The 18,717-nt window shown below is 69.5% G+C and carries 16 protein-coding genes; 4 read left to right on the top strand and 12 right to left on the bottom strand.

Going from position 1 to position 18,717, the window contains the following annotated elements; all coding sequences use genetic code 11:
- Nucleotides 1-242 precede the first annotated feature (242 nt).
- Complete coding sequence (locus tag FHR32_RS32320; protein WP_184758304.1) at nucleotides 243-1,904, top strand: class I adenylate-forming enzyme family protein; 1,662 nt, start codon at nucleotides 243-245, stop codon at nucleotides 1,902-1,904.
- A gap of 120 nt (nucleotides 1,905-2,024) precedes the next feature.
- Nucleotides 2,025-3,278, top strand: a complete 1,254-nt coding sequence (locus FHR32_RS32325) for an MFS transporter (RefSeq protein ID WP_184758305.1) — start codon at nucleotides 2,025-2,027, stop codon at nucleotides 3,276-3,278.
- Nucleotides 3,279-3,538: 260 nt separating this feature from the next.
- Here the strand turns inward: FHR32_RS32325 and pheT are convergent, their stop codons facing one another.
- The 7 genes from pheT to infC form a co-directional block, all read right to left on the bottom strand.
- The gene (gene pheT / locus FHR32_RS32330) at nucleotides 3,539-6,055 is read right to left on the bottom strand and encodes a phenylalanine--tRNA ligase subunit beta (protein ID WP_184758306.1); all 2,517 of its coding nucleotides are present in this window, start codon (nucleotides 6,053-6,055) and stop codon (nucleotides 3,539-3,541) included.
- Nucleotides 6,055-7,104 carry a phenylalanine--tRNA ligase subunit alpha gene (gene pheS, locus FHR32_RS32335; protein ID WP_184758655.1) on the bottom strand — a complete coding sequence of 350 codons (1,050 nt, stop codon included), beginning with the start codon at nucleotides 7,102-7,104 and terminating at the stop codon, nucleotides 6,055-6,057. Before pheS ends, pheT begins: the two co-directional genes overlap by 1 nt.
- A 121-nt stretch (nucleotides 7,105-7,225) precedes the next feature.
- A complete protein-coding gene (locus FHR32_RS32340; RefSeq protein WP_184758307.1) occupies nucleotides 7,226-8,308 on the bottom strand; it encodes a sensor histidine kinase in 1,083 nt (360 codons plus the stop codon).
- A gap of 51 nt (nucleotides 8,309-8,359) precedes the next feature.
- Complete coding sequence (locus FHR32_RS32345; protein WP_184758308.1) at nucleotides 8,360-9,190, bottom strand: TrmH family RNA methyltransferase; 831 nt, start codon at nucleotides 9,188-9,190, stop codon at nucleotides 8,360-8,362.
- Nucleotides 9,191-9,263: 73 nt separating this feature from the next.
- Nucleotides 9,264-9,647 carry a 50S ribosomal protein L20 gene (gene rplT / locus FHR32_RS32350; RefSeq protein WP_012892552.1) on the bottom strand — a complete coding sequence of 128 codons (384 nt, stop codon included), beginning with the start codon at nucleotides 9,645-9,647 and terminating at the stop codon, nucleotides 9,264-9,266.
- 23 nt (nucleotides 9,648-9,670) lie between these two features.
- Entirely contained in the window at nucleotides 9,671-9,865 is a 195-nt protein-coding gene (gene rpmI, locus FHR32_RS32355; protein ID WP_012892553.1) for a 50S ribosomal protein L35, read from the bottom strand.
- 131 nt (nucleotides 9,866-9,996) lie between these two features.
- Nucleotides 9,997-10,665: a translation initiation factor IF-3 gene (infC, locus tag FHR32_RS32360; protein ID WP_184758309.1), complete on the bottom strand. Its 669-nt coding sequence runs from the start codon at nucleotides 10,663-10,665 to the stop codon at nucleotides 9,997-9,999.
- A gap of 339 nt (nucleotides 10,666-11,004) precedes the next feature.
- Between infC and FHR32_RS32365 the strand changes: the two genes are divergently transcribed.
- Together FHR32_RS32365 and FHR32_RS32370 are read left to right on the top strand one after the other, a co-directional pair.
- Complete coding sequence (locus tag FHR32_RS32365; RefSeq protein WP_246468071.1) at nucleotides 11,005-11,373, top strand: PadR family transcriptional regulator; 369 nt, start codon at nucleotides 11,005-11,007, stop codon at nucleotides 11,371-11,373.
- Nucleotides 11,370-12,338: a hypothetical protein gene (locus tag FHR32_RS32370; protein ID WP_184758310.1), complete on the top strand. Its 969-nt coding sequence runs from the start codon at nucleotides 11,370-11,372 to the stop codon at nucleotides 12,336-12,338. The genes FHR32_RS32365 and FHR32_RS32370 overlap by 4 nt, the downstream gene beginning before the upstream one ends.
- On the opposite strand, the gene FHR32_RS32375 is transcribed toward FHR32_RS32370, so the two are convergent.
- The 5 genes from FHR32_RS32375 to alaS form a co-directional block, all read right to left on the bottom strand.
- Nucleotides 12,313-13,137: a shikimate dehydrogenase gene (locus FHR32_RS32375; RefSeq protein WP_184758657.1), complete on the bottom strand. Its 825-nt coding sequence runs from the start codon at nucleotides 13,135-13,137 to the stop codon at nucleotides 12,313-12,315. The genes FHR32_RS32370 and FHR32_RS32375 overlap by 26 nt on opposite strands.
- Entirely contained in the window at nucleotides 13,137-14,303 is a 1,167-nt protein-coding gene (gene mltG, locus FHR32_RS32380) for an endolytic transglycosylase MltG (RefSeq protein ID WP_184758311.1), read from the bottom strand. Before mltG (FHR32_RS32380) ends, FHR32_RS32375 begins: the two co-directional genes overlap by 1 nt.
- Nucleotides 14,304-14,466: 163 nt before the next feature.
- Entirely contained in the window at nucleotides 14,467-15,504 is a 1,038-nt protein-coding gene (gene mltG, locus FHR32_RS32385; protein ID WP_312882804.1) for an endolytic transglycosylase MltG, read from the bottom strand.
- The gene (ruvX, locus tag FHR32_RS32390; RefSeq protein WP_184758659.1) at nucleotides 15,501-15,998 is read right to left on the bottom strand and encodes a Holliday junction resolvase RuvX; all 498 of its coding nucleotides are present in this window, start codon (nucleotides 15,996-15,998) and stop codon (nucleotides 15,501-15,503) included. Before ruvX ends, mltG (FHR32_RS32385) begins: the two co-directional genes overlap by 4 nt.
- Before the next feature lie 46 nt (nucleotides 15,999-16,044).
- Nucleotides 16,045-18,717: an alanine--tRNA ligase gene (gene alaS, locus FHR32_RS32395; RefSeq protein WP_184758660.1), complete on the bottom strand. Its 2,673-nt coding sequence runs from the start codon at nucleotides 18,715-18,717 to the stop codon at nucleotides 16,045-16,047.

An 18,717-nucleotide genomic window follows, 5' to 3' on the forward strand; every position in this document is an offset into this window, starting at 1 on the left:
CGCTCTTACTCATCATCTTACTAGAGAGATTATGCAGCGTTTGGGATGGTCATGCAAGTATGTTTCGGAGACGTTCCACACACCCCTCGGCGAGCGAACGGAACAAAAGTCCATAAATAGCACTATTTCTCCATGAATGATCATGCAGGGAGAGATGTCGCTGATGTTTCGGCACTGTTGCCCGTACCTACCGGTCGGTATCGTGGCGTTTCCGGTTCCTTCGCCCCCGGGAGTACGAACGCATGACCGTCACCCACGACCAGGTCCAGGCCCAGTTGACCGCTCCGGGACAGCTTTTCGAGTTGGAGGAGGTCGCCGGTCACGGCGGCACCGTCAGGACCTGGAAGCACGCGCCCGTCCACTTCCGCGCGCTGCTGGAGATGAGCAGGTTCCACGGCGACAAGGTCTTCCTCACCTACGAAGACCAGCACATCAGCTACGAGGAGCACTTCCGCAGGGCCGCCACGCTGGCACGGCGTCTGGTGGAGGAGTACGGGGTGGTCAAGGGCGACCGGGTGGCCATCGCCATGCGCAACTATCCCGAGTGGGTGATCGCCTTCTCCGCCACACTTGCGGCAGGGGCGATAGCCGTGCCGCTCAACGCCTGGTGGACCGCGCAGGAACTGGAGTTCGGGCTGTCGGATTCCGGAGCCAAGGTGCTGATCGCCGACGGCGAGCGCGCCGCCAGGCCCACCGGCCTGGCGCGGTCGCTGATCGTGACCCGCGGCGAGGTGCCCGAGGGTGCGCGCTCGTTCGACGACGTGCTGGGCCGGATCGAGGCCGACGTGACGCTGCCACCGGTGGAACTCCTGCCCGAGGACCCCGCCACGATCTTCTACACCTCGGGCACGACCGGCCGCCCCAAGGGAGCGCTCGGCAGCCATCGCAACCTCGGCCAGTCCCCCATGACCGTGGCCTACGGGCTGCTGCGCAGCGTGGTCCGGGCGGGCAAGGACCCGGCGGAGTCGGCCGGACAGCGCCGCGTCACCCTGCTGACCGTGCCGCTCTTCCACGTCACCGGCTGCTTCGCGGTCATGACCACCACCATGTTCACCGGCGGCGGCCTGGTGCTGATGTACAAATGGGACGCGGGCCGCGCACTGGAGCTGATCGAGCGTGAGAAGGTCACCACGTTCAGCGGCGTGCCCACGAACGTGTGGCAGTTGCTGTCCCATCCCGATCTGGGAAAGTTCGACATCTCCAGCCTCAACTCCCTCGGGTACGGCGGTGCCCCGGCCCCGCCGAAGCTGCTGGAACGCATCACCGAGCAGCTGCCCACCCGTGCCCCCTCCAACGGGTACGGCATGACCGAGACCACCGCGCTCGCCATCAACAACGCCGGCGCGGACTACCTGGCCAAGCCCGACAGCATCGGCCTGCCGATGCCCGTGGTCGAGGTCAAGATCGCCGACCCGCTCGGCGGCGAGCTGCCTGTCGGCGAGGTCGGCGAGCTCTGCCTGCGCGGCCCGAACGTCATCCTCGGCTACTGGAACCGCCCCGAGGCCACCGCCGAGACCTTCGTCGGCGGCTGGCTGCACACCGGCGACCTGGCACGGGTGGACGATGAGGGGTTCGTGTTCATCGTCGACCGGGCCAAGGACATGGTCATCCGCGGCGGCGAGAACGTCTACTGCGCCGAGGTCGAGGCCGCGCTGTTCGAACATCCCGCGGTGGAGGACGTCGCGGTGATCGGCATCCCGCACGACGAGCTGGGCGAGGAGGTCGGCGCGGTGGTGCGGCTGACCTCCCCGGCAAGCACCGAGGAACTGCGGGCCTTCCTGCGCGAGCGGATCGCGGCCTTCAAGGTCCCGGTCCGGTTCTGGGTCCGCGAGACCGAACTCCCCCGCAACCCCGGTGGCAAGATCCTCAAGACCCATCTCCGCAAGGAGGTCCTGAGCTCCTGACACCGCCCGGCGGTGACCCGCGCGAAAACGATTTGCTCGGACGCGGGTCACCGCCGAAACTCGATGTCCGTGCCCGAAACCTCTGATCGATCGCTCAGAACACTGCTCCGGCGCCTCAGGATGGACCTGGGCCCCCTGCGTGACTCCCGTGACTTCCGGCTGCTCTTCGGCTCGGGAGTGATCACGATGTTCGGCACCTTTCTCACCCTGGTCGCGGTGCCCCTGCAGATGAAGGAGCTCACCGACTCCTACATGGCGGTCGGCCTGGTCAGCGTGGCCGAGTTCGTGCCGATGGTGGTGTGCGGCCTGTGGGGCGGGGCGATCGCGGACGCGCTGGACCGACGGAAGATCATCATCTCCACCGAGGCCGGACTCTGCGTCACGGTGCTGGCGCTGATGGTCAACGCGACGCTGCCCACCCCGCAGATCTGGGTGCTGTATGTGGTGGGCGCACTCTCGGCGGGTCTCGGCAGTCTGCAACGGCCCAGCCTGGAGTCGCTGATGCCCCGCGTGGTCAGGCACGACCAGCTCACCGCGGCCGCCGCGCTGACCAGTTTCCGCTGGAACCTCGGCGCCATCGTCGCCCCCGGCCTCAGCGGCCTGATCGTCATCTGGTCCGGTTTCGCCACCGCCTACGGCATCAACGTGGCGACCTTCCTGATCTCCCTGATCCTGCTCTGGCTGGTGAAGGCTCCCCCGCAGGCCGAGGACGCTCCCCCGGCGTCGATCAGGGCGCTGGTAGAGGGCGTCCGCTATGCCGTGAGCCGCCCGGACCTGATGGGCACCTACCTGGTGGACATCACCGCGATGGTCTTCGCCTTCTCCACCGCGCTGTACCCGTTCCTCGCGGACGAGCTCGGCGTCCCCGCGGCACAGGGCCTCTTCTTCTCCGCCTCGGCTGTCGGCTCGCTGGTCGCCTCCGTCACCTCCGGCTGGACCAACCACGTCCACCGGCACGGGCTGGGCGTCATCGCCGCGGCGGTCGTGTGGGGTGCCGCGGTGGCGCTGGCGGCCGTCATGCCGACCGTCTGGGGCATCTTCGCCTGCCTGGCCCTGGCCGGCGCGGCCGACATGATCAGTGGCGTCTTCCGGTCCACCATCTGGAACCAGACCATCCCGGACGAGTTCCGTGGCCGTCTGGCGGGCATCGAGCTGCTCTCCTACACCAGCGGCCCGATGCTCGGAAACGCCAGGGCGAGCCTGATGGGCCAGCTCGGCGGGACCCGCTTCTCCCTGGGCGCGGGAGGTCTGCTGTGCGTCGGCGCGGTCATGGCGATGGCCGGGCTACTGCCCAGGTTCCGGAACTACGACGCCCGCACCGACGAACACGCGATCAGGGAGCGCGCCCGCCGCGAGGCCCTCGCCGAGAACTGACGCCGCGGCAGCGGGCGACTCCCCTCATCGACCGGCGCCTGCATGATCACCGGGGTCCGCCATGACGGGCTCACGCTGCCGGCACTTTCCGGCGTCGACATCGATCTGACGGAGATCGACGGACTCCGAGGCCGGAGAAGCCGGTTCACCAGCGCTCGCGCCAGCCGTCATGCTCGGCGAACACCAGTAGGTGCCTCATCGTCCCTCCCGAGCTGAAAGGCCCCGGCGGCATGCGGCCGTCGGGGCCTTCCCTATGTGGATCAGGCGCCGCGGAGCTGTGCCCCGGCGCGCTCGCCGGCGAGTGCCACGGCGGCGTCGCGCGCCGCGGTGATCTCCTCGGCGGTCAGCGTCCGGTCCGGCGCGCGGAACCGCAGGGTGTAGGCCAGGGACTTGCCGCCCTCGCCGACCTGGGCACCGGTGTAGACATCGAACAGCCGGACCGACTCCAGCAGGTCACCGGCTCCCTCGCGCAGCGCGCTCTCCACCTCGGCCACCGGGATGGCGGCGTCGACGATGAGCGCGACGTCCTGCGTGGCGACCGGATAGGCGGAGATCGCGGGAGCCTGCACGGGGCCGGTCATCAGCGGCTCCAGCCTCGTCAGCTCCACCTCCATCGCGCTGGTGCGCGGCGGCAGGCCGTACGCCTCGATGACGCGCGGGTGCAGCTCACCGGCGTGACCGATGAGCACATCCCCGGCGTACAGCGCGGCGCAGCGGCCCGGATGCCAGGGCTCGTGCCGATCGGCGCGGACGTCGAGGGTGACCCCTGCCTGGCGGGCCACGGTGCGGGCCGCCTCGACGGCGTCCGCCCAACCGGCCGCGCGGCCCCTGCCCCACCAGCCGGACCGCTCGAACTCCCCGGCGAGCACGGCTCCCACGCGCAGCGGCTGGGCGGGCAGCGCGGCCTCGATCGAGGCGAGCTCCTCCGCGCTCGGCCTGCGGTCCACGCCGAGCACCGGCGCGGTCGCGGGAGCACCCTCGGAAGGCCGGTAGACCAGGCCCGTCTCGAACAGCGCCACGTCGCCGAACCCCCGGCCCACATTGCGGACCAGGGTCTTCAGCAGCCCCGGCAGCAGCGTGGTCCGCATCAGCGGCTCGTCCTCGCTGAGAGGGTTGGCCAACCGTACGGCCCGGCGGCGCGCGTCGCCGGCGGGCAGCTGGAGGTTGTCGAAGTCGCGCTCCCCGTTGAACGGATAGGCCAGAACCTCGACGTAGCCGGAGGCGGCCAGCGCCCGGCCCACCCGGCGGCGGAGCCGCTGGCTCTCGTTGAGCCCCGCCCCCGCCGGGGCGGCAGGCAGGACCGAGGGCAGGTTCTCGTAGCCTTCGAGCCGGATGACCTCCTCGGCGAGGTCGTTGGGGTCGGTCAGGTCGGGCCGCCACGAGGGCGGAGTGACCGTCAGCATGTCATCGCCGGTGACCGCGAGCTTGGCGGCGATCTCGTCAGCGGGGGCGACCGCGCCCGTGACGACCGTGCAGCCGACCTGCTCCAGGCGGTGGATCACGGTCTGACGGTCGTAGCCGGTCCCGGCGACCCTGGCGGGGTGGCCGCTCGGAATGGAGATGCGGACCGGCTCGACCTCGGCTTCGGCGTGGGTCACGCCCGGCTGGATCGTGCCGCCGCCGAGCTCGGCCAGCAGCTGGGCCGCCCGCCAGGACGCGTAGATCGGGAGCTCGCGGTCCACGCCCCGCTCGAAGCGCTTGGACGCCTCGCTGACCAGGTTGTGGCGGCGGGACATCCGCGCGACGCCGCTGGTGGAGAAGTGCGCCGCCTCGATCACGATGTCGGTGGAGGCATCGGAGATCTCGGTGTGCAGACCGCCCATGGTGCCGGCCATCGAGATCGCGCCCGACCCGTCGGTGATCAGGATGTCTTCCGGGTTGAGCGTGCGGACGACGTGGTCCAGCGTCTCCAGCGTCTCGCCCGGTTCGGCCCGGCGCACGACGATCTCGCCGGTCAGCTTCGCCGCGTCGAAGGCGTGCAGGGGCTGGCCCAGCTCCAGCATCACGTAGTTGGTGACGTCGACGGCGAGCGAGACCGGGCGCACGCCGGCACGCGTGAGCCGGGTCCGCATCCACAGCGGGCTGCGCGCCGACAGGTCGAAGCCCTGGATCTCACGCAGCACGAAGCGGTCACAGGCGGCCGGATCGGCGATGGAGGCGGGGTAGGACGGGCCGGCCCCGACGGGCGGGGAGACGTCGGCCGGATCGAGGAACGCCGAGTCGAAGGCGGTGGCGGCCTCGCGGGCCACGCCGCGGATCGACAATGCGTACCCGATGTCCGGGGTGATCTCCAGCTCGATCACGTCATCGCGCAGACCGAGCAGCTCGACCACGTCGGCCCCGATCGGCGTGCCCTCGGACAACACCATGATGCCCTCGTGCAGATCGCTCAGGCCGAGCTCGCGCTCCGAGCAGATCATGCCCTCGGACATCCGCCCGTAGGTCTTGCGGGCGCCGACCTCGAACCCTCCGGGCAGCACACCTCCGGGCAGCACGACCGGCACCCGGTCGCCGACGGCGAAGTTGGTGGCGCCGCAGACGATCTCACGTGGCGCGGCCTCCCCCACTTCGACCTGGCAGTGCCGGATGGGCTTCTTGAAGCCCTGCAGCTCCTCGATGACGAGCACCTCGCCGACGACCACGTTCTTGACGTCGTGCCCGTAGGAGGTGATGGCCTCAAGCTTGAGCCCGGCGGCGGTGAGCCTGTCGGCGATCTCGTGGGCGGTGACGGCGGGGAGGTCGACGTACTCCCGCAGCCATGAAAGCGGGACCTTCATCAGATCTCCATTCCGAACGGGAGCGTGAAGCGGACGTCTCCCTCGACCATGTCGCGCATGTCCTCGACGTTGTGGCGGAACATCAGCGTGCGCTCGATGCCCATGCCGAAGGCGAAACCGCTGTAGCGGCCGGGATCGACGCCACAGGCGATGAGCACCCGGGGGTTGACCATGCCGCAGCCCCCCCACTCGATCCAGCCCTCCGACTTACAGGTGCGGCACGGCGGGTTGCCAGCCACCGCGGAGGCGCCGCGGCAGACGAAGCACTTCAGGTCCATCTCGGCGGACGGCTCGGTGAACGGGAAGTAGTTGGGCCGGAACCTGGTGGTGATTCCCTCGCCGAACATGACCTGGGCGAAACGGTCCAGGGTGCCCTTGAGATGGGCCATGGTCAGGCCCTCGTCAATGGCGAGCCCCTCGACCTGGTGGAAGACCGGGGTGTGGGTGGCGTCAAGCTCGTCGGTGCGGAACACCTTGCCGGGTGAGATCACGTAGACCGGGAGCCTGCGGCTGAGCAGTGCCCGGATCTGCACCGGTGAGGTCTGCGTGCGCAGCACCTTGCCGGACTCGACGGACTCCACGAAGAAGGTGTCGTGTTCCGAGCGAGCCGGATGATCGGGCGAGATGTTCAGTGCGTCGAAGTTGAACCACTCGCCTTCCAGCTCGGGTCCCTCCGCCACCTCGTACCCCATCGCGACGAACGCGTCGGCGACACGCTCCTGCATGGTGGTCAGGGGGTGCCGGGCGCCACGTGGGGCGCGGTCGGCGGGCAGCGTGACGTCGACGGTCTCCTCTACGAGAACCCGCTCGTCCCGCTCGGTCTCCAACTGGGCCTGGCGCTCGGCGAGAGCGTCGGCGACGGCCTTGCGGGCACCGCCGATCCGCTTGCCCGCCTCGGCGCGGGCCGCCGGAGGCAGCGCGCCGATCTCGCGGTTGGCCAGGGCGATCGGCGAGCGGTCACCGGCGTGGGCGAGCCGTACCTGTTTGAGTTCGTCGAGGTCGCGCGCCGCCTTGACGGCGTCGAGCGCGTCAGCCTGCATGCGCGCCATCTCATCGGCGTGCAGCGGGGTCACCTCAACCGGGTCGTAGTTAGACACAAGAGAGCTCCGAATCCAGGGCTTAAGCGGCAATGAGTCTAGTCGGGGAAGCCCACCGGGCCTGCATCCGCGCTCAGGCGAAATCAGGGGTGCCGGTAGGCACCATAAATCGGAACTCCGCCCCGCCCTCGGGCCCCCGCTGCACGGAGATGGTGCCACCGTGGGCCTCGATCAGGCCCTTGACGATGAACAGGCCGAGCCCGGTGCCGCCGCGGCGGCGGGCGTTGCCCCGCCAGAACTGCCGGAACACGCGCGTGGCCAGCTCGGGCGGGATGCCCTCTCCCTGGTCACGGACGGACACGGTCACTCCCCACTCATTCGGCTCGATGGCTATTGTCACCGTACCGCGCCCGTGACGCACCGCGTTTTCCATCAGGTTGGCCAGCACCTGGTCGATCTTGTCCTGGTCGAGCCAGGTCTCGGGGAGCTCGCCGCGCACCTCCAGTCGGAAGCGGTCCTCCGGCTCTCCCGCCGCGACGCGTCCAGCGATGATTTTGCGGGCTCTGGCCGGAATGTCGACCACCTGACGGTGGATCTCCAGCCGTCCCGACTCGATGCGGGACACGTCGAGCAGCTCGGTGATCAGCCGGGTCACCCGGTCGGCGTCGGCGTTGACCGTCTCCAGCATGACGAGCTTCTGGTTGTCGGTGAAACGGGTCCATTTGGCCAGCAGGGTGGCGGTGAACCCCTTGACGCTGGTCAGCGGGGAGCGGAGCTCGTGGGCGACGGTGGAGACCAGGTCGGCGCGGCTGCGCTCCAGCCGGGCGCGGGCGCCGGCGTCACGCAGCGTGATCACCACCCGGACGATCTTCCCGCCCCGCTCGGGCCTGCGCACCAGGCGGGCGGCCACGAGCATCTCCTGGCCTCCGGGGGTGCGCAGCGGAAGCTCGGGCTGGCGGCTGCGGGTGGAGAGCCCGCCATAGGTGTCGAACCACTTCCACCAGTCGCGGCCGTCGTGGTCGTGGAAGGAGAACGCGTCACGCAGGTGCCGTCCGGCCGCCTGGTCGTAGGTGACCCCGGTAAGGCGGGTCGCGGCCCGGTTCACCGTCAGCACATGGCCGTCGCGATCGGTCACCACAAGGCCGTCAGGAAGATCGTCAACGTCGATCACACAGGCGGAATCAGCGCTCCGCTCGTCGGTGTGTTCGCCGTGCACGACCCCGCCTCCTCGACGCTACAACGCCGACAATAGCGGGTTTCCCGGGTTCTACGGCAGCCTCGGAGCAGGGGTGGGGGAACCGGCCCGCTGAGATCGGGCAGATGCGTACAGACACACCGCGGCGGCGGTCGCGAGGTTCAGACTCTCCGCCTGACCGTAGATCGGGACCCGGACCACTCCGTCGGTCAGCCGCAGGATCTCCTCCGGCAGTCCCCACGCCTCGTTGCCGAAGACCCAGGCGGTCGGACCGGACAGGTCCACGTCGTCCAGCGTCTGCTCGCCCGCGCCGTCGGCGGCGAGCACCCGCAGCCCGGCGTCCTTGAGCTTCTGTACGGCCTGTGCCACCGGGAGTCCCGTGGTGACCGGGAGATGGAACAGGCTGCCCGCACTGGCCCGGACGCACTTGCCGTTGTAGGGGTCCACCGAGGCGTCGGTGAAGACGACGGCGTCGGCGCCGGCCGCGTCGGCGGTGCGCAGCACGGTCCCGGCGTTGCCGGGGTCACGGACGTGGGCGAGCACGGCCACCAGCCTGGCGCCGGCGGCCAGGGCGCTGTCCAGGGGCACATGGACGAACCGGCACACGGCGAGCAGCCCCTGCGGGGTGACGGTCTGGGCGAGTTCGGCCATGACCTCGCCGCTGGCGCGGTGGAAGGGCACTCCCGCGGCGACGGCGGCGCTGACGATGTCGGCGTGCCGCAGCGCGGCCTCGGCCGTGGCGAACAGCTCCACCACCACGTCGTCCAGTGCCAGCGCCTCGCGGACCGCCTGCGGCCCCTCGGCGAGGAAGGACCGGTCACGGTCCCTGAAGGCCCGCTTGGTCAGCCGCCGGACGGCCTTGACCCTCGGGGACTTGATGTTGGTCAGCTCGGATCCCGCCATGCCTTTTCCCCCAAGAATGCGAATGCGGCCCACAGCGTGATCGCTGTGGGCCGCACACTCGTCAGTGCCGGATTCAGCCGGCGACCGGCGCGTTCACGTCGGCCGGGAGCGCCTTCTTGGCGGCCTCGACCAGCGTCGCGAACGTGGCGGCGTCATTGACCGCGAGGTCGGCGAGGATCTTACGGTCGACCTCGATGGAGGCGAGCCGCAGACCCTGGATGAGCCGGTTGTACGTGATGCCGTTCTGGCGAGCAGCGGCGTTGATGCGCTGGATCCAGAGACGGCGGAAGGTGCCCTTGCGGTCCTTACGGTCGCGGTAGGCGTAGGTCATCGAGTGGAGCATCTGCTCCTTGGCCTTGCGGTACAGCCTGGACCGCTGCCCCCGGTAGCCCTTCGCCCGCTCAAGAACGACCTTGCGCTTCTTCTTGGCGTTGATCGCCCGCTTCACGCGTGCCATGTGTATCTATCTCCCCGGGACCGTTACTTAGCGAGCAGCTTCTTGATCTTCTTGGCGTCGGCATCGGAGAGCACGACCTCGGACTTGAGACGACGCGTCAAGGTGGACGACTTCCACTCGTTGTAATGCGCGCGGTTGGCGCGGCGGCGCTTGATCTTGCCCGTGCCGGTCAGCCGGAATCGCTTCTTCGCACCGCTGTGCGTCTTCATCTTCGGCATCTCAGCCGTCTCTCCCTCGATCGTGCCGATGTCCCGGGCCGGTAACCCAAGTCAAGGGCATGCCTGACTGCGAGACCGGACCCGGTCTCGGCTTAAACCTCGCGACTGCCTGACGCCTCAGGCTATGCGACTCACTCCTGCGGAGCGGCCACCTCGTCAACGACGGGAGCCTGACCCTCCGCAGGGTCGTCGTCACGCCGCGCCTTGGCCGCCGCCTTCTCGGCCTTGGCCTCAGCCTTCTTCTTGTGCGGGCCGATCACCATGATCATGTTTCGGCCGTCCTGCTTCGGCTGGGACTCCACGAAGCCAAGCTCCGTGACGTCCTCGGCCAGGCGCTGCAGGAGCCGGAAACCCAGCTCGGGCCGGGACTGCTCCCGACCACGGAACATGATCGTGACTTTGACCTTGTCCCCGGCCTTGAGGAACCGCACCACGTGACCCTTCTTGGTCTCGTAGTCGTGCGGGTCGATCTTCGGCCGGAGCTTGATCTCCTTGATGATCGTGTACGCCTGGTTTCGCCGCGCCTCACGTGCCTTCATCGCGGACTCGTACTTGAACTTGCCGTAGTCCATGAGCTTGCACACGGGCGGGCGAGCCGTAGCCGCGACCTCAACGAGGTCGAGGTCGGACTCCTGAGCCAGCTTCAGAGCATCACCAATGGAGACGATGCCAACCTGTTCGCCGTTCGGGCCGACGAGGCGGACCTCGGGCACGCGAATACGGTCGTTGATGCGGGGCTCGGCGCTGATGGGGCCTCCTAGGTTGCGATCCGCCGCCGTCTTTGCGGGCGGCTGCCACATGCTCGATCGTGCCGGGAGGTCGCAGAACGCAGGCCGTTTCCGGGCCTGGATACACGAAATGCCCCGCACGTCGCGCATGCGGGGCCACACGAACTCATCAGCTTCAATGCCGCGAGCTCCCCGGAGTTACCCGGTGTGATCCTTGACCTGCCGACCTCGCGGTCAGCCAGGTGGGAGGTGAACCTCCGCTTGCGCGTCCAGCAGGCACGCCGGACCGATCGAGTAGTTACATTACCACAACCGCGCACGTCCACAGAATCATCCCCGCGGCATCCCCCTCGATGCCACATTTTCCTTACCTCTCGACTCATATATCGATGGTCGGTATATAAAGGCGATATGAGCGAGCGATCAATGCAGGAGCCCACGTTCCTGATCCTCACCGCCCTGGCAGCCAGGCCCCAGCACGGCTACGGAGTGATCACCGATGTCCGGGAGATATCCGGCGGCCGGGTGCGCCTGCGGGCGGGCACCCTCTACGCCGCCCTCGACCGCCTCCAGTCCGAAGGACTCATCGCGAGTGACCGCGAGGAGGTGGTGGACGGCCGCGTCCGGCGCTACTACCGGCTGACCGGCGACGGGGCCACCCGCCTGGCCGCCGAGGCCGAACGGCTGCGCCGGCACGCCGAGGCGGCCTCCACCCGCCTGCGCGCCCGGCCCGCCGGTGGCATGCTGTTCGGCCGCGATCTGGCCGGAGGCGCGGCATGAGCCCCCTGGAGGCGCGCTACCGGAGACTCCTGGCCTGTTACCCCGCCGAGCATCGGGCGCGCCACGGGGAGGAGATGATCGGGGTGATGCTCGCGGGAGCGGAGCCCGGTCGTCGGCATCCGGACCCACGTGAGGTGTTCGACGTGGTCAGGGGCGGCGTGCAGATCCGTCTCCAGTGGTTCCTCGGCCCCGAGGCGGCCGCGCACTGGCGCGACGCGCTGAACGTCGCCGCGATCATCGCGCCGCTCTACCTGCTCATCGTCCAGGCCGGCGGCTCGGTCGTGATGCTCTGGCCGACCGACCCGAACTTCGTCGTGTACAACCTGCTGAGTTTCGCCTCGCTCCTGCCGTACGCCGTGATCGTGGGGCTGGCGTTGCGCGGCCTGCGCTGGACGGCGGCGGCTCTCGCATGGATCTGGGCGGTCTGGGGCACCGTCCTCGTTGCCGTGTCGACCGCGAACATGATCGAGCAGGCGGGCGGGCCGGGCGCTCACCCCCTCGGCACCGTGCCCAGCCTCATCGATTACGCCCTCGGCGCGTTGCCCGCGCTGGTCGTGGCCCTGCTGCTGACCGTCGCGCCGCGGCCCGCCGAGGGCGCGGCACTCATCGGTCACCAGGGGCTGCTCCGCTGGGCCCTCATCAGCACGGTGGCGCTGATGGCGGCGACCGCCCTCTGGTACGGCTGGTCGGACGACGACTACGCCAACACCCTGCTCGCTCCGGCCCTGATCGCGATGGCCTGCGGGGCCGGCAGCCGCACCCCGGTCGGCCGCCGGGTGATCCTGCTCCTGTTCCCGGTGCTGCTCCTGATGTACGGCGACAACCTGATCCATCGGGCCCTCGACGGCAGGTGGGTCTCCTCCCTGGTGGAGGTCCTGGTCGTCGGCGTTCTGTTCACCGTCGCCCGGCAGGGCTTCAAGCCCTACGGCACCGGGACGGTCAGCTCTCCGGAGCGGCTCGTCTGACGATCTCGGCCTTGCCCGCCGCGCGCATCGCCTCCACCGGCACGTCGGTCCGGCCGGTCATCATCTCGACCTGCCGGACCGCCTGGTGCAGGAGCATGGGGAAACCCCCGATGACGATTCCGCCCCGCTCCGCCACGGCCGAGGCCAGACGGGTGGGCCACGGCGCGTAGACGACGTCGAAGAGCGCGGGCACTCCGGCCACCAGGCCGGCGAGACCGTCTGCGGCCCCGGCGGGCAGGGTCGAGACGACCAGGTCCACGTCCAGGACGAGGCTGAGCTTGTCGAAGGTCTGCACCGTCAGGGCCGTACCGAGCCGTTCCGCCACCTCTGCGGTCTCCCCTGCCCTGGCCGGGTCGCGGACCACCAGGGTCGCCTCGTCCAGGCCCAGCTCGCGCAGGGCGGCCAGTGCGGAGGCCGCCGTCGCCCCTCCGCCGAGGATCGTCGCGGCCCGGGGCGGGGCCACGCCCGCCTCGGCGAGTGCCGCGACGATGCCGTGGATGTCGGTGTTCTCGCCGTGGCGGGCACCGCCGGAGAAGACCACGGTGTTGGCCCCGCCCACCTGCAGCGCGAGCTCGGAGACCGTGTCGAGCAGCGGGAGTACGGCCCGCTTGAGCGGCATGGTGAGCGACAGTCCCGCCCACCCGGGGCCGAGCCCGCCGATGAGGCCGGGCAGCCCGGCCTCATCGCACTCGATCGCCTCATAGCGCCAGTCGTGCAGGCCCATGCCCTCGTAGGCGGCGCGGTGCAGGGAAGGCGAGAGCGAGTGGACGATGGGCGACCCGAGCACCGCCGCCCTCATCACCCGCCCGCCTGGTTCTTCTCGAACTCCGCCTTGAGCCTGAAGAACTCGGCCTCGGAGGAGGTGAACTTGGTGATGCCGCGCTTGGGGTCGGTCGTGACGAACCAGATCCAGTCGCCCTTGGTCGGGTTCAGCGCCGCCTGGATGGCGTGGTCACCGGGGTTGGAGATCGGACCCGGAGGCAGACCGAGCCGCTCATAGGTGTTGTAGAGCGAGGTGCTCTTGAGATCCGCGTTGGACGCCGCGATGCCGTACTTGTTCAGCCCGTACATCACCGTGCTGTCCATCGCCAGCTCGCGCTCGGGATTGCCGTTGAGGCGGTTGTAGATGACGCGGGCCACCTTGCCCATGTCCTCGACGCTGCCCGACTCGGCCTGGACGATGCTGGCGATCGTCATGATCTCGTGCGCGGTGTGGCCGAGTGCCTTCGCCTCCTTCTCCAGCCCGTCCTTTCCTGCGGTCTCCTGGAAGCGCGCGACCATCGCCGCGAGGATGTCGGCGGGCGTCATCTTCGGCGAGATCTCGTAGGTGGCCGGGAAGGCGTAGCCCTCCAACCTGCCCTTGGCGTAGGAGGGCAGGTCCAGCGCCTCGGCGTCCTTGGCGGCCCGCTGGAACTCCTTGAGCGGTTTGCCGGTCTGCTTGGCGAGCTGCGCCAGGGTGTCGGACAGGCGCAGGCCCTCCTTGAGGGTCACCTTCGCCAGGAGCCGCTTGGCCGGGTCGAGCAGGGTGACGGCGGTGGCAGCGGACATCTGCTTGCGCATGGTGTATTCGCCGGGCTGCAGGGAGCCGCTCTTGTTGGCGTCGGCGACGGCGTTGACGAACGCCTTCGCGCTCTTGACCACGCCCTGCTCCTGCAGGGTCTGCGCCACGTCCGAGGCGTTCTGCCCATCCTTGATCTCCACGACGACCTCGCCGGTGCCCGCTCCGGTGTAGTCCTCGACGGTCATCGCGTCGCGCAGCCAGGTGTAGCCGTAGAAACCACCGGCGCCGATGCCGCCCACCAGGACGATCACGGCGAGCATCGGGGCGAGGAAGCCTCCCCGGTTACGGCGGCGCCGGCGGCGGCGGCCGCGCCTGCTGCCGGAGCCAGAGGACGTGCGTGACCTGCGCCGTGACCGACCGTCGTCATCGGCGCCGACCAGGAAGTCCATATCGAGATCGCTCATAGCTTCGCCGGCCAATCTCCCGTTAGGGACGGCCTGGCGTCAAGGGGGTATGCCAAACCGAGGGGGGGCACCGGGCCGGACGTCCCGGTCGACCGGGCACCTTCTCCCGACCTTGCGGTGCGGGTCGCCGCGTGCGGCGGAACCGGGGGCGTTCCGCCGTACATCACCGCGTCCCGAGGTATTTGTTCAGCTCTTCCCTGTATCTCACGAACTCACTCTCTTTGTCAGTGAATTTCGTGATTCTATGCTCCGGATCGGTTGTGACAAACCAGAGCCAATCACCTTGATCTGGATGGAGCGCCGCCTGCAGCGCCTTCTCCCCTGGATTCGCGATGGGGCCGGGCGGCAGACCAGGTCTCAGATAGGTGTTGTAGGGTGACTTCACCTTGATGTCCTTCTCCGTCACCTTGAGGCTCCTGCGCTTCTGCGCGTAGAGCACCGTGGCGTCGAGCTGGAGCGGCACTCGCGCCTTGATCCGGTTGTAGATCACTCTAGCGATCTTCGGATAGTCGGAGTCCCGGCCGCCCTCGGCCTGGAGGATGCTCGCCACCGTGACGACCTCCAGAGGCGTCAGGTGCACCTTCGCCGCCGCCGCCTCAAGGTCGAGCTCATGGGCTGCGTGTCTGTACCGTTCCACCATGGCCGCGAGCACCTTCCCCGGCGTCATGTCCGGCTCGACCTCGTAGGTGGCGGGAAAGAGGAAACCCTCTGCGCTCTCGGCGTATGCGGGCAGGTCGAGCTCCTGACGGTCTGCCGCTGCCTTCGCGAAATCGGCCCGCCGCATGCCGGTGCCCGCGGTGAGCCTGTCGAGCAGCTCGGGCAGGCGCAGCCCTTCCGCGACGGTCACCCGGCGCACCACCCGCGACTCCGGCGCGACCAGCAGTTTGAGGGCGGCGGCGGCCGACATGCCCTTGCGTAGCTTGAAATAGCCGGGCCGCAGGCTCTTCCCCTTCGCCTGCTCCTCGGTCACCCGGACGAACGACCTGGCGCTCGCCACCACACCGGCGTCGGCGAGAACCGAGGCGATCTCACGCGCGCTCGCACCTTCGTCGATCTTGACGGTGACCGTGCCCGAACCGGCCCCTTCGAAGTCTGCAGGCATCAGGTACGGCTTGACCAGGACGTATCCGCCGACGCCGAGCGTCGTGGCGACAACGGCCGCGCCACCCGCCAGCAGCCATAACGGCCGCAGACGGCTCACCGAGCGGTCCCACCACTCGATTCTCCCCCGGGCTGCTCGCCCGGTGGTCCGAGGGGTCTGCCCGGTGGTATGCCGGTGGCGCGCTCGGCGTCCAGGGCGGCCTGGAGCAGCACGATGGCCGCCGCCTGGTCCACCACTCCGCGCTGGTTCTTGGCTTTCACCCCGCTGGCCCGCAGGCCCTGCTGGGCGGTGACCGTGGTCAGCCGCTCGTCGAACAGCCGCACCGGGATGGGTGACAGCCGCAGCGAGATCCGGGTCGCGAAGGCGCGGGCGGCCTCGGCCGCCTGCCCCTCGCGACCGGACAGCGAGGTCGGCAGTCCGACCACGATCTCGACGACCTCGTACTCGTCCGCGATCTCCGCGAGCCGGTCCAGATCGCCCTTGCCTCGCCGTACGGTCTCCACCGGCGTGGCCAGCAGCCCGGAAGGGTCACTGCGGGCCACGCCGATACGGACCGAGCCGACGTCGACGCCCAGCCGAATGCCGTTTCTCATCATCATCCCCGCCTCCGAGCCGTGTCCGACTCGCAGGCGTCCATCGTCAGACGAGCGTCTGCGTGATCGCCTGCTCGACGGCATCGAGCGCATCGCCAATCGCCTCAGGACGTACTCCACCGCCTTGGGCGACGTCATCCTTACCGCCGCCGCCGCCGCCGAGCGCCTTGGCGGCGACGCCGACGAGCCGGCCCGCCTTCAGACCCCGTCCGCGTCCCGCCTCGTTGACCACGGCGACGACGACGGGCCGGTCGCTGGGCACACCGGCGACGACGACGACCGCAGCCCGGTCTCCCGGGAGCCGGCCGCGCACCTCGAGGGCGAGCTTACGCAGGTCGTCGGGGGAGGTTCCATCAGGCGCGCGGTGCGTCACGACGGAGACTCCGTGCAGGTCACGGGCGCCCGCCGCCATTTCGCCCGCCGATGCGAGCACCTGGGCGGAGCGGAGCCCGTCCAGCTCCTTCTCCGCGGTGCGCAGCCGGGTGACGATGCCCTCGATCCGCTCGGGCAGCTCCTCGCGGCGGGCCTTGAGCTGTTCCGACAGCTGGGCGACGAGCAGGCTCTCACGGGCCAGGAAGCGGAAGGCGTCCAGGCCGACCAGGGCCTCCACCCGGCGCACGCCCGCACCGATCGAGGACTCGCCCAGCACCTTGACCAGACCGAGCTGGCCGGAGCTGGAGACGTGGGTGCCGCCGCAGAGCTCACGGGAGTAGTCGCCGACCTCGACGATACGGACGGTCTCGCCGTACTTCTCGCCGAACAGGGCCAGCGCGCCCATCGCCCGGGCCTCGGCCTGGGAGGTGTGGAAGGCGTTGACCGTGAGGTCGTTGATCAGGATCGCGTTGACCTCGTCCTCGACGTCACGGAGCATGCTGGGCGCGACGGCGCCGGCGGCGGTGAAGTCGAAGCGGAAACGGCCGGGTGAGTTCTCCGAGCCGGCCTGCGCCGCCGTCTCGCCCAGCGCGTTGCGGAAGCCGCGGTGCACCAGGTGGGTCGCGGTGTGGCTGCGGGAGATCGCGCGGCGCCGCTCGACATCGATCTCGGCCTGGGCCGTCTGGCCCACCCGGATCTCACCGGCACGGACCTTGCCGCGGTGCACGACGACGCCGGCGACCGGGGACTGCACGTCCACGATCTCCACCTCGGCCCCGTCCGTGCGGATGACGCCCTGGTCGGCGAGCTGACCGCCGCCCTCGGCGTAGAACGGCGTACGGCCCAGCACGACCTCGACCTCGGTGCCGGCGCCCGCGGCCGGGGCCGGGACTCCGCCGACGAGGAGGCCGATGACCTCGGCCTCGGCGGTCACCTGGTCGTAGCCGAGGAACTCGACCCTGCCGGTCTTCTCGAGGATCTGGCCGAACACCGAGATGTCGGCGTTGCCGGTCTTCTTGGCGGCGGCGTCGGCCTTGGCCCGGTCGCGCTGCTCCTTCATCAACCGGCGGAAGCCCTCCTCGTCGACCTTGAGCCCCTGCTCGGAGGCCATCTCCAGGGTGAGGTCGATCGGGAAGCCGTAGGTGTCGTGCAGCTGGAAGGCCTGGTCCCCGGCGAGCGTGCCCCGCCCCTTGCGCTTGGTCTCCTCCACGGCCACGTCGAAGATCGCGGTTCCGGTGCGGAGGGTGCCCAGGAAGGAGGCCTCCTCGGCGTCGATGACGCCGTGGATCTGCGGGGCGTCGGCCTTGAGCTCGGGGTACTGCTCGCCCATCACATCGACGGTCACCGCGGTGAGCTCGTGCATGTAGCGCTCCTCGCCCGCGCCCAGCAGGCGCAGGTTGCGGATGGCGCGGCGCAGGATGCGGCGCAGCACGTAACCCCGGCCCTCGTTGGAGGGCAGCACCCCGTCGGCGACGAGCATCACGCCGGTCCGGACGTGGTCGGCGATGACCCGCAGCGAGACGTCGGCGCGCTCGTCGCGGCCGTAGCGCGTCTTGGTGAGCTCGGCGGCCCGGTCGAGGATCTTGTAGGTGGTGTCGATCTCGTAGATGTTGTCGACACCCTGCAGGATCGCCGCCATGCGCTCCAGGCCCATGCCGGTGTCGACGCTCTTGGCGGGCAGCTCGCCCACGACGTCGAAGTCCACCTTGCTGCGGACCGCGCCGAGCTGGAACTGCATGAAGACGTTGTTCCACACCTCGAGGTAGCGGTTCTCGTCGGCGACGGGACCGCCGTCCTTGCCGTACTCGGGGCCGCGGTCGTAGTAGATCTCCGTGCACGGCCCGCCGGGACCCGGCACGCCCATGTGCCAGTAGTTGTCCTCGAGGCCGCGCCGCTGGATGTGCTCCGCGGGGACGCCGACCTTGTCGTGCCAGATGTCGTAGGCCTCGTCGTCGTCCTGGTAGACGGTGACCCAGAGCCGGTCCTCGGGGAAGCCGAAGCCACCCTCGGACTCGGGCTTGGTCAGCAGCTCCCAGGCGAGCGGGATCGCCTGCTCCTTGAAGTAGTCGCCGAAGGAGAAGTTGCCGAGCATCTGGAAGAACGTGGCGTGCCTGGTGGTCTTGCCGACCTCTTCGATGTCGGGGGTGCGCACGCACTTCTGGACACTGGTGGCCCGGTGGTAGGGCGGCTTCTGCTGGCCCAGGAAGTAGGGTTTGAACGGCACCATGCCCGCGGGGACCAGAAGCAGCGTGGGGTCCTCGGCGATCAGGCTGGCCGACGGCACGGCGGTGTGCCCACGCTCCTCGAAGAAGCGCAGGAAGCGGCGGGCGATCTCTGCCGACTCCAT

It is taken from the genome of Streptosporangium album, assembly GCF_014203795.1.
GTDB classification, from domain to species: Bacteria; Actinomycetota; Actinomycetes; order Streptosporangiales; family Streptosporangiaceae; genus Streptosporangium; species Streptosporangium album.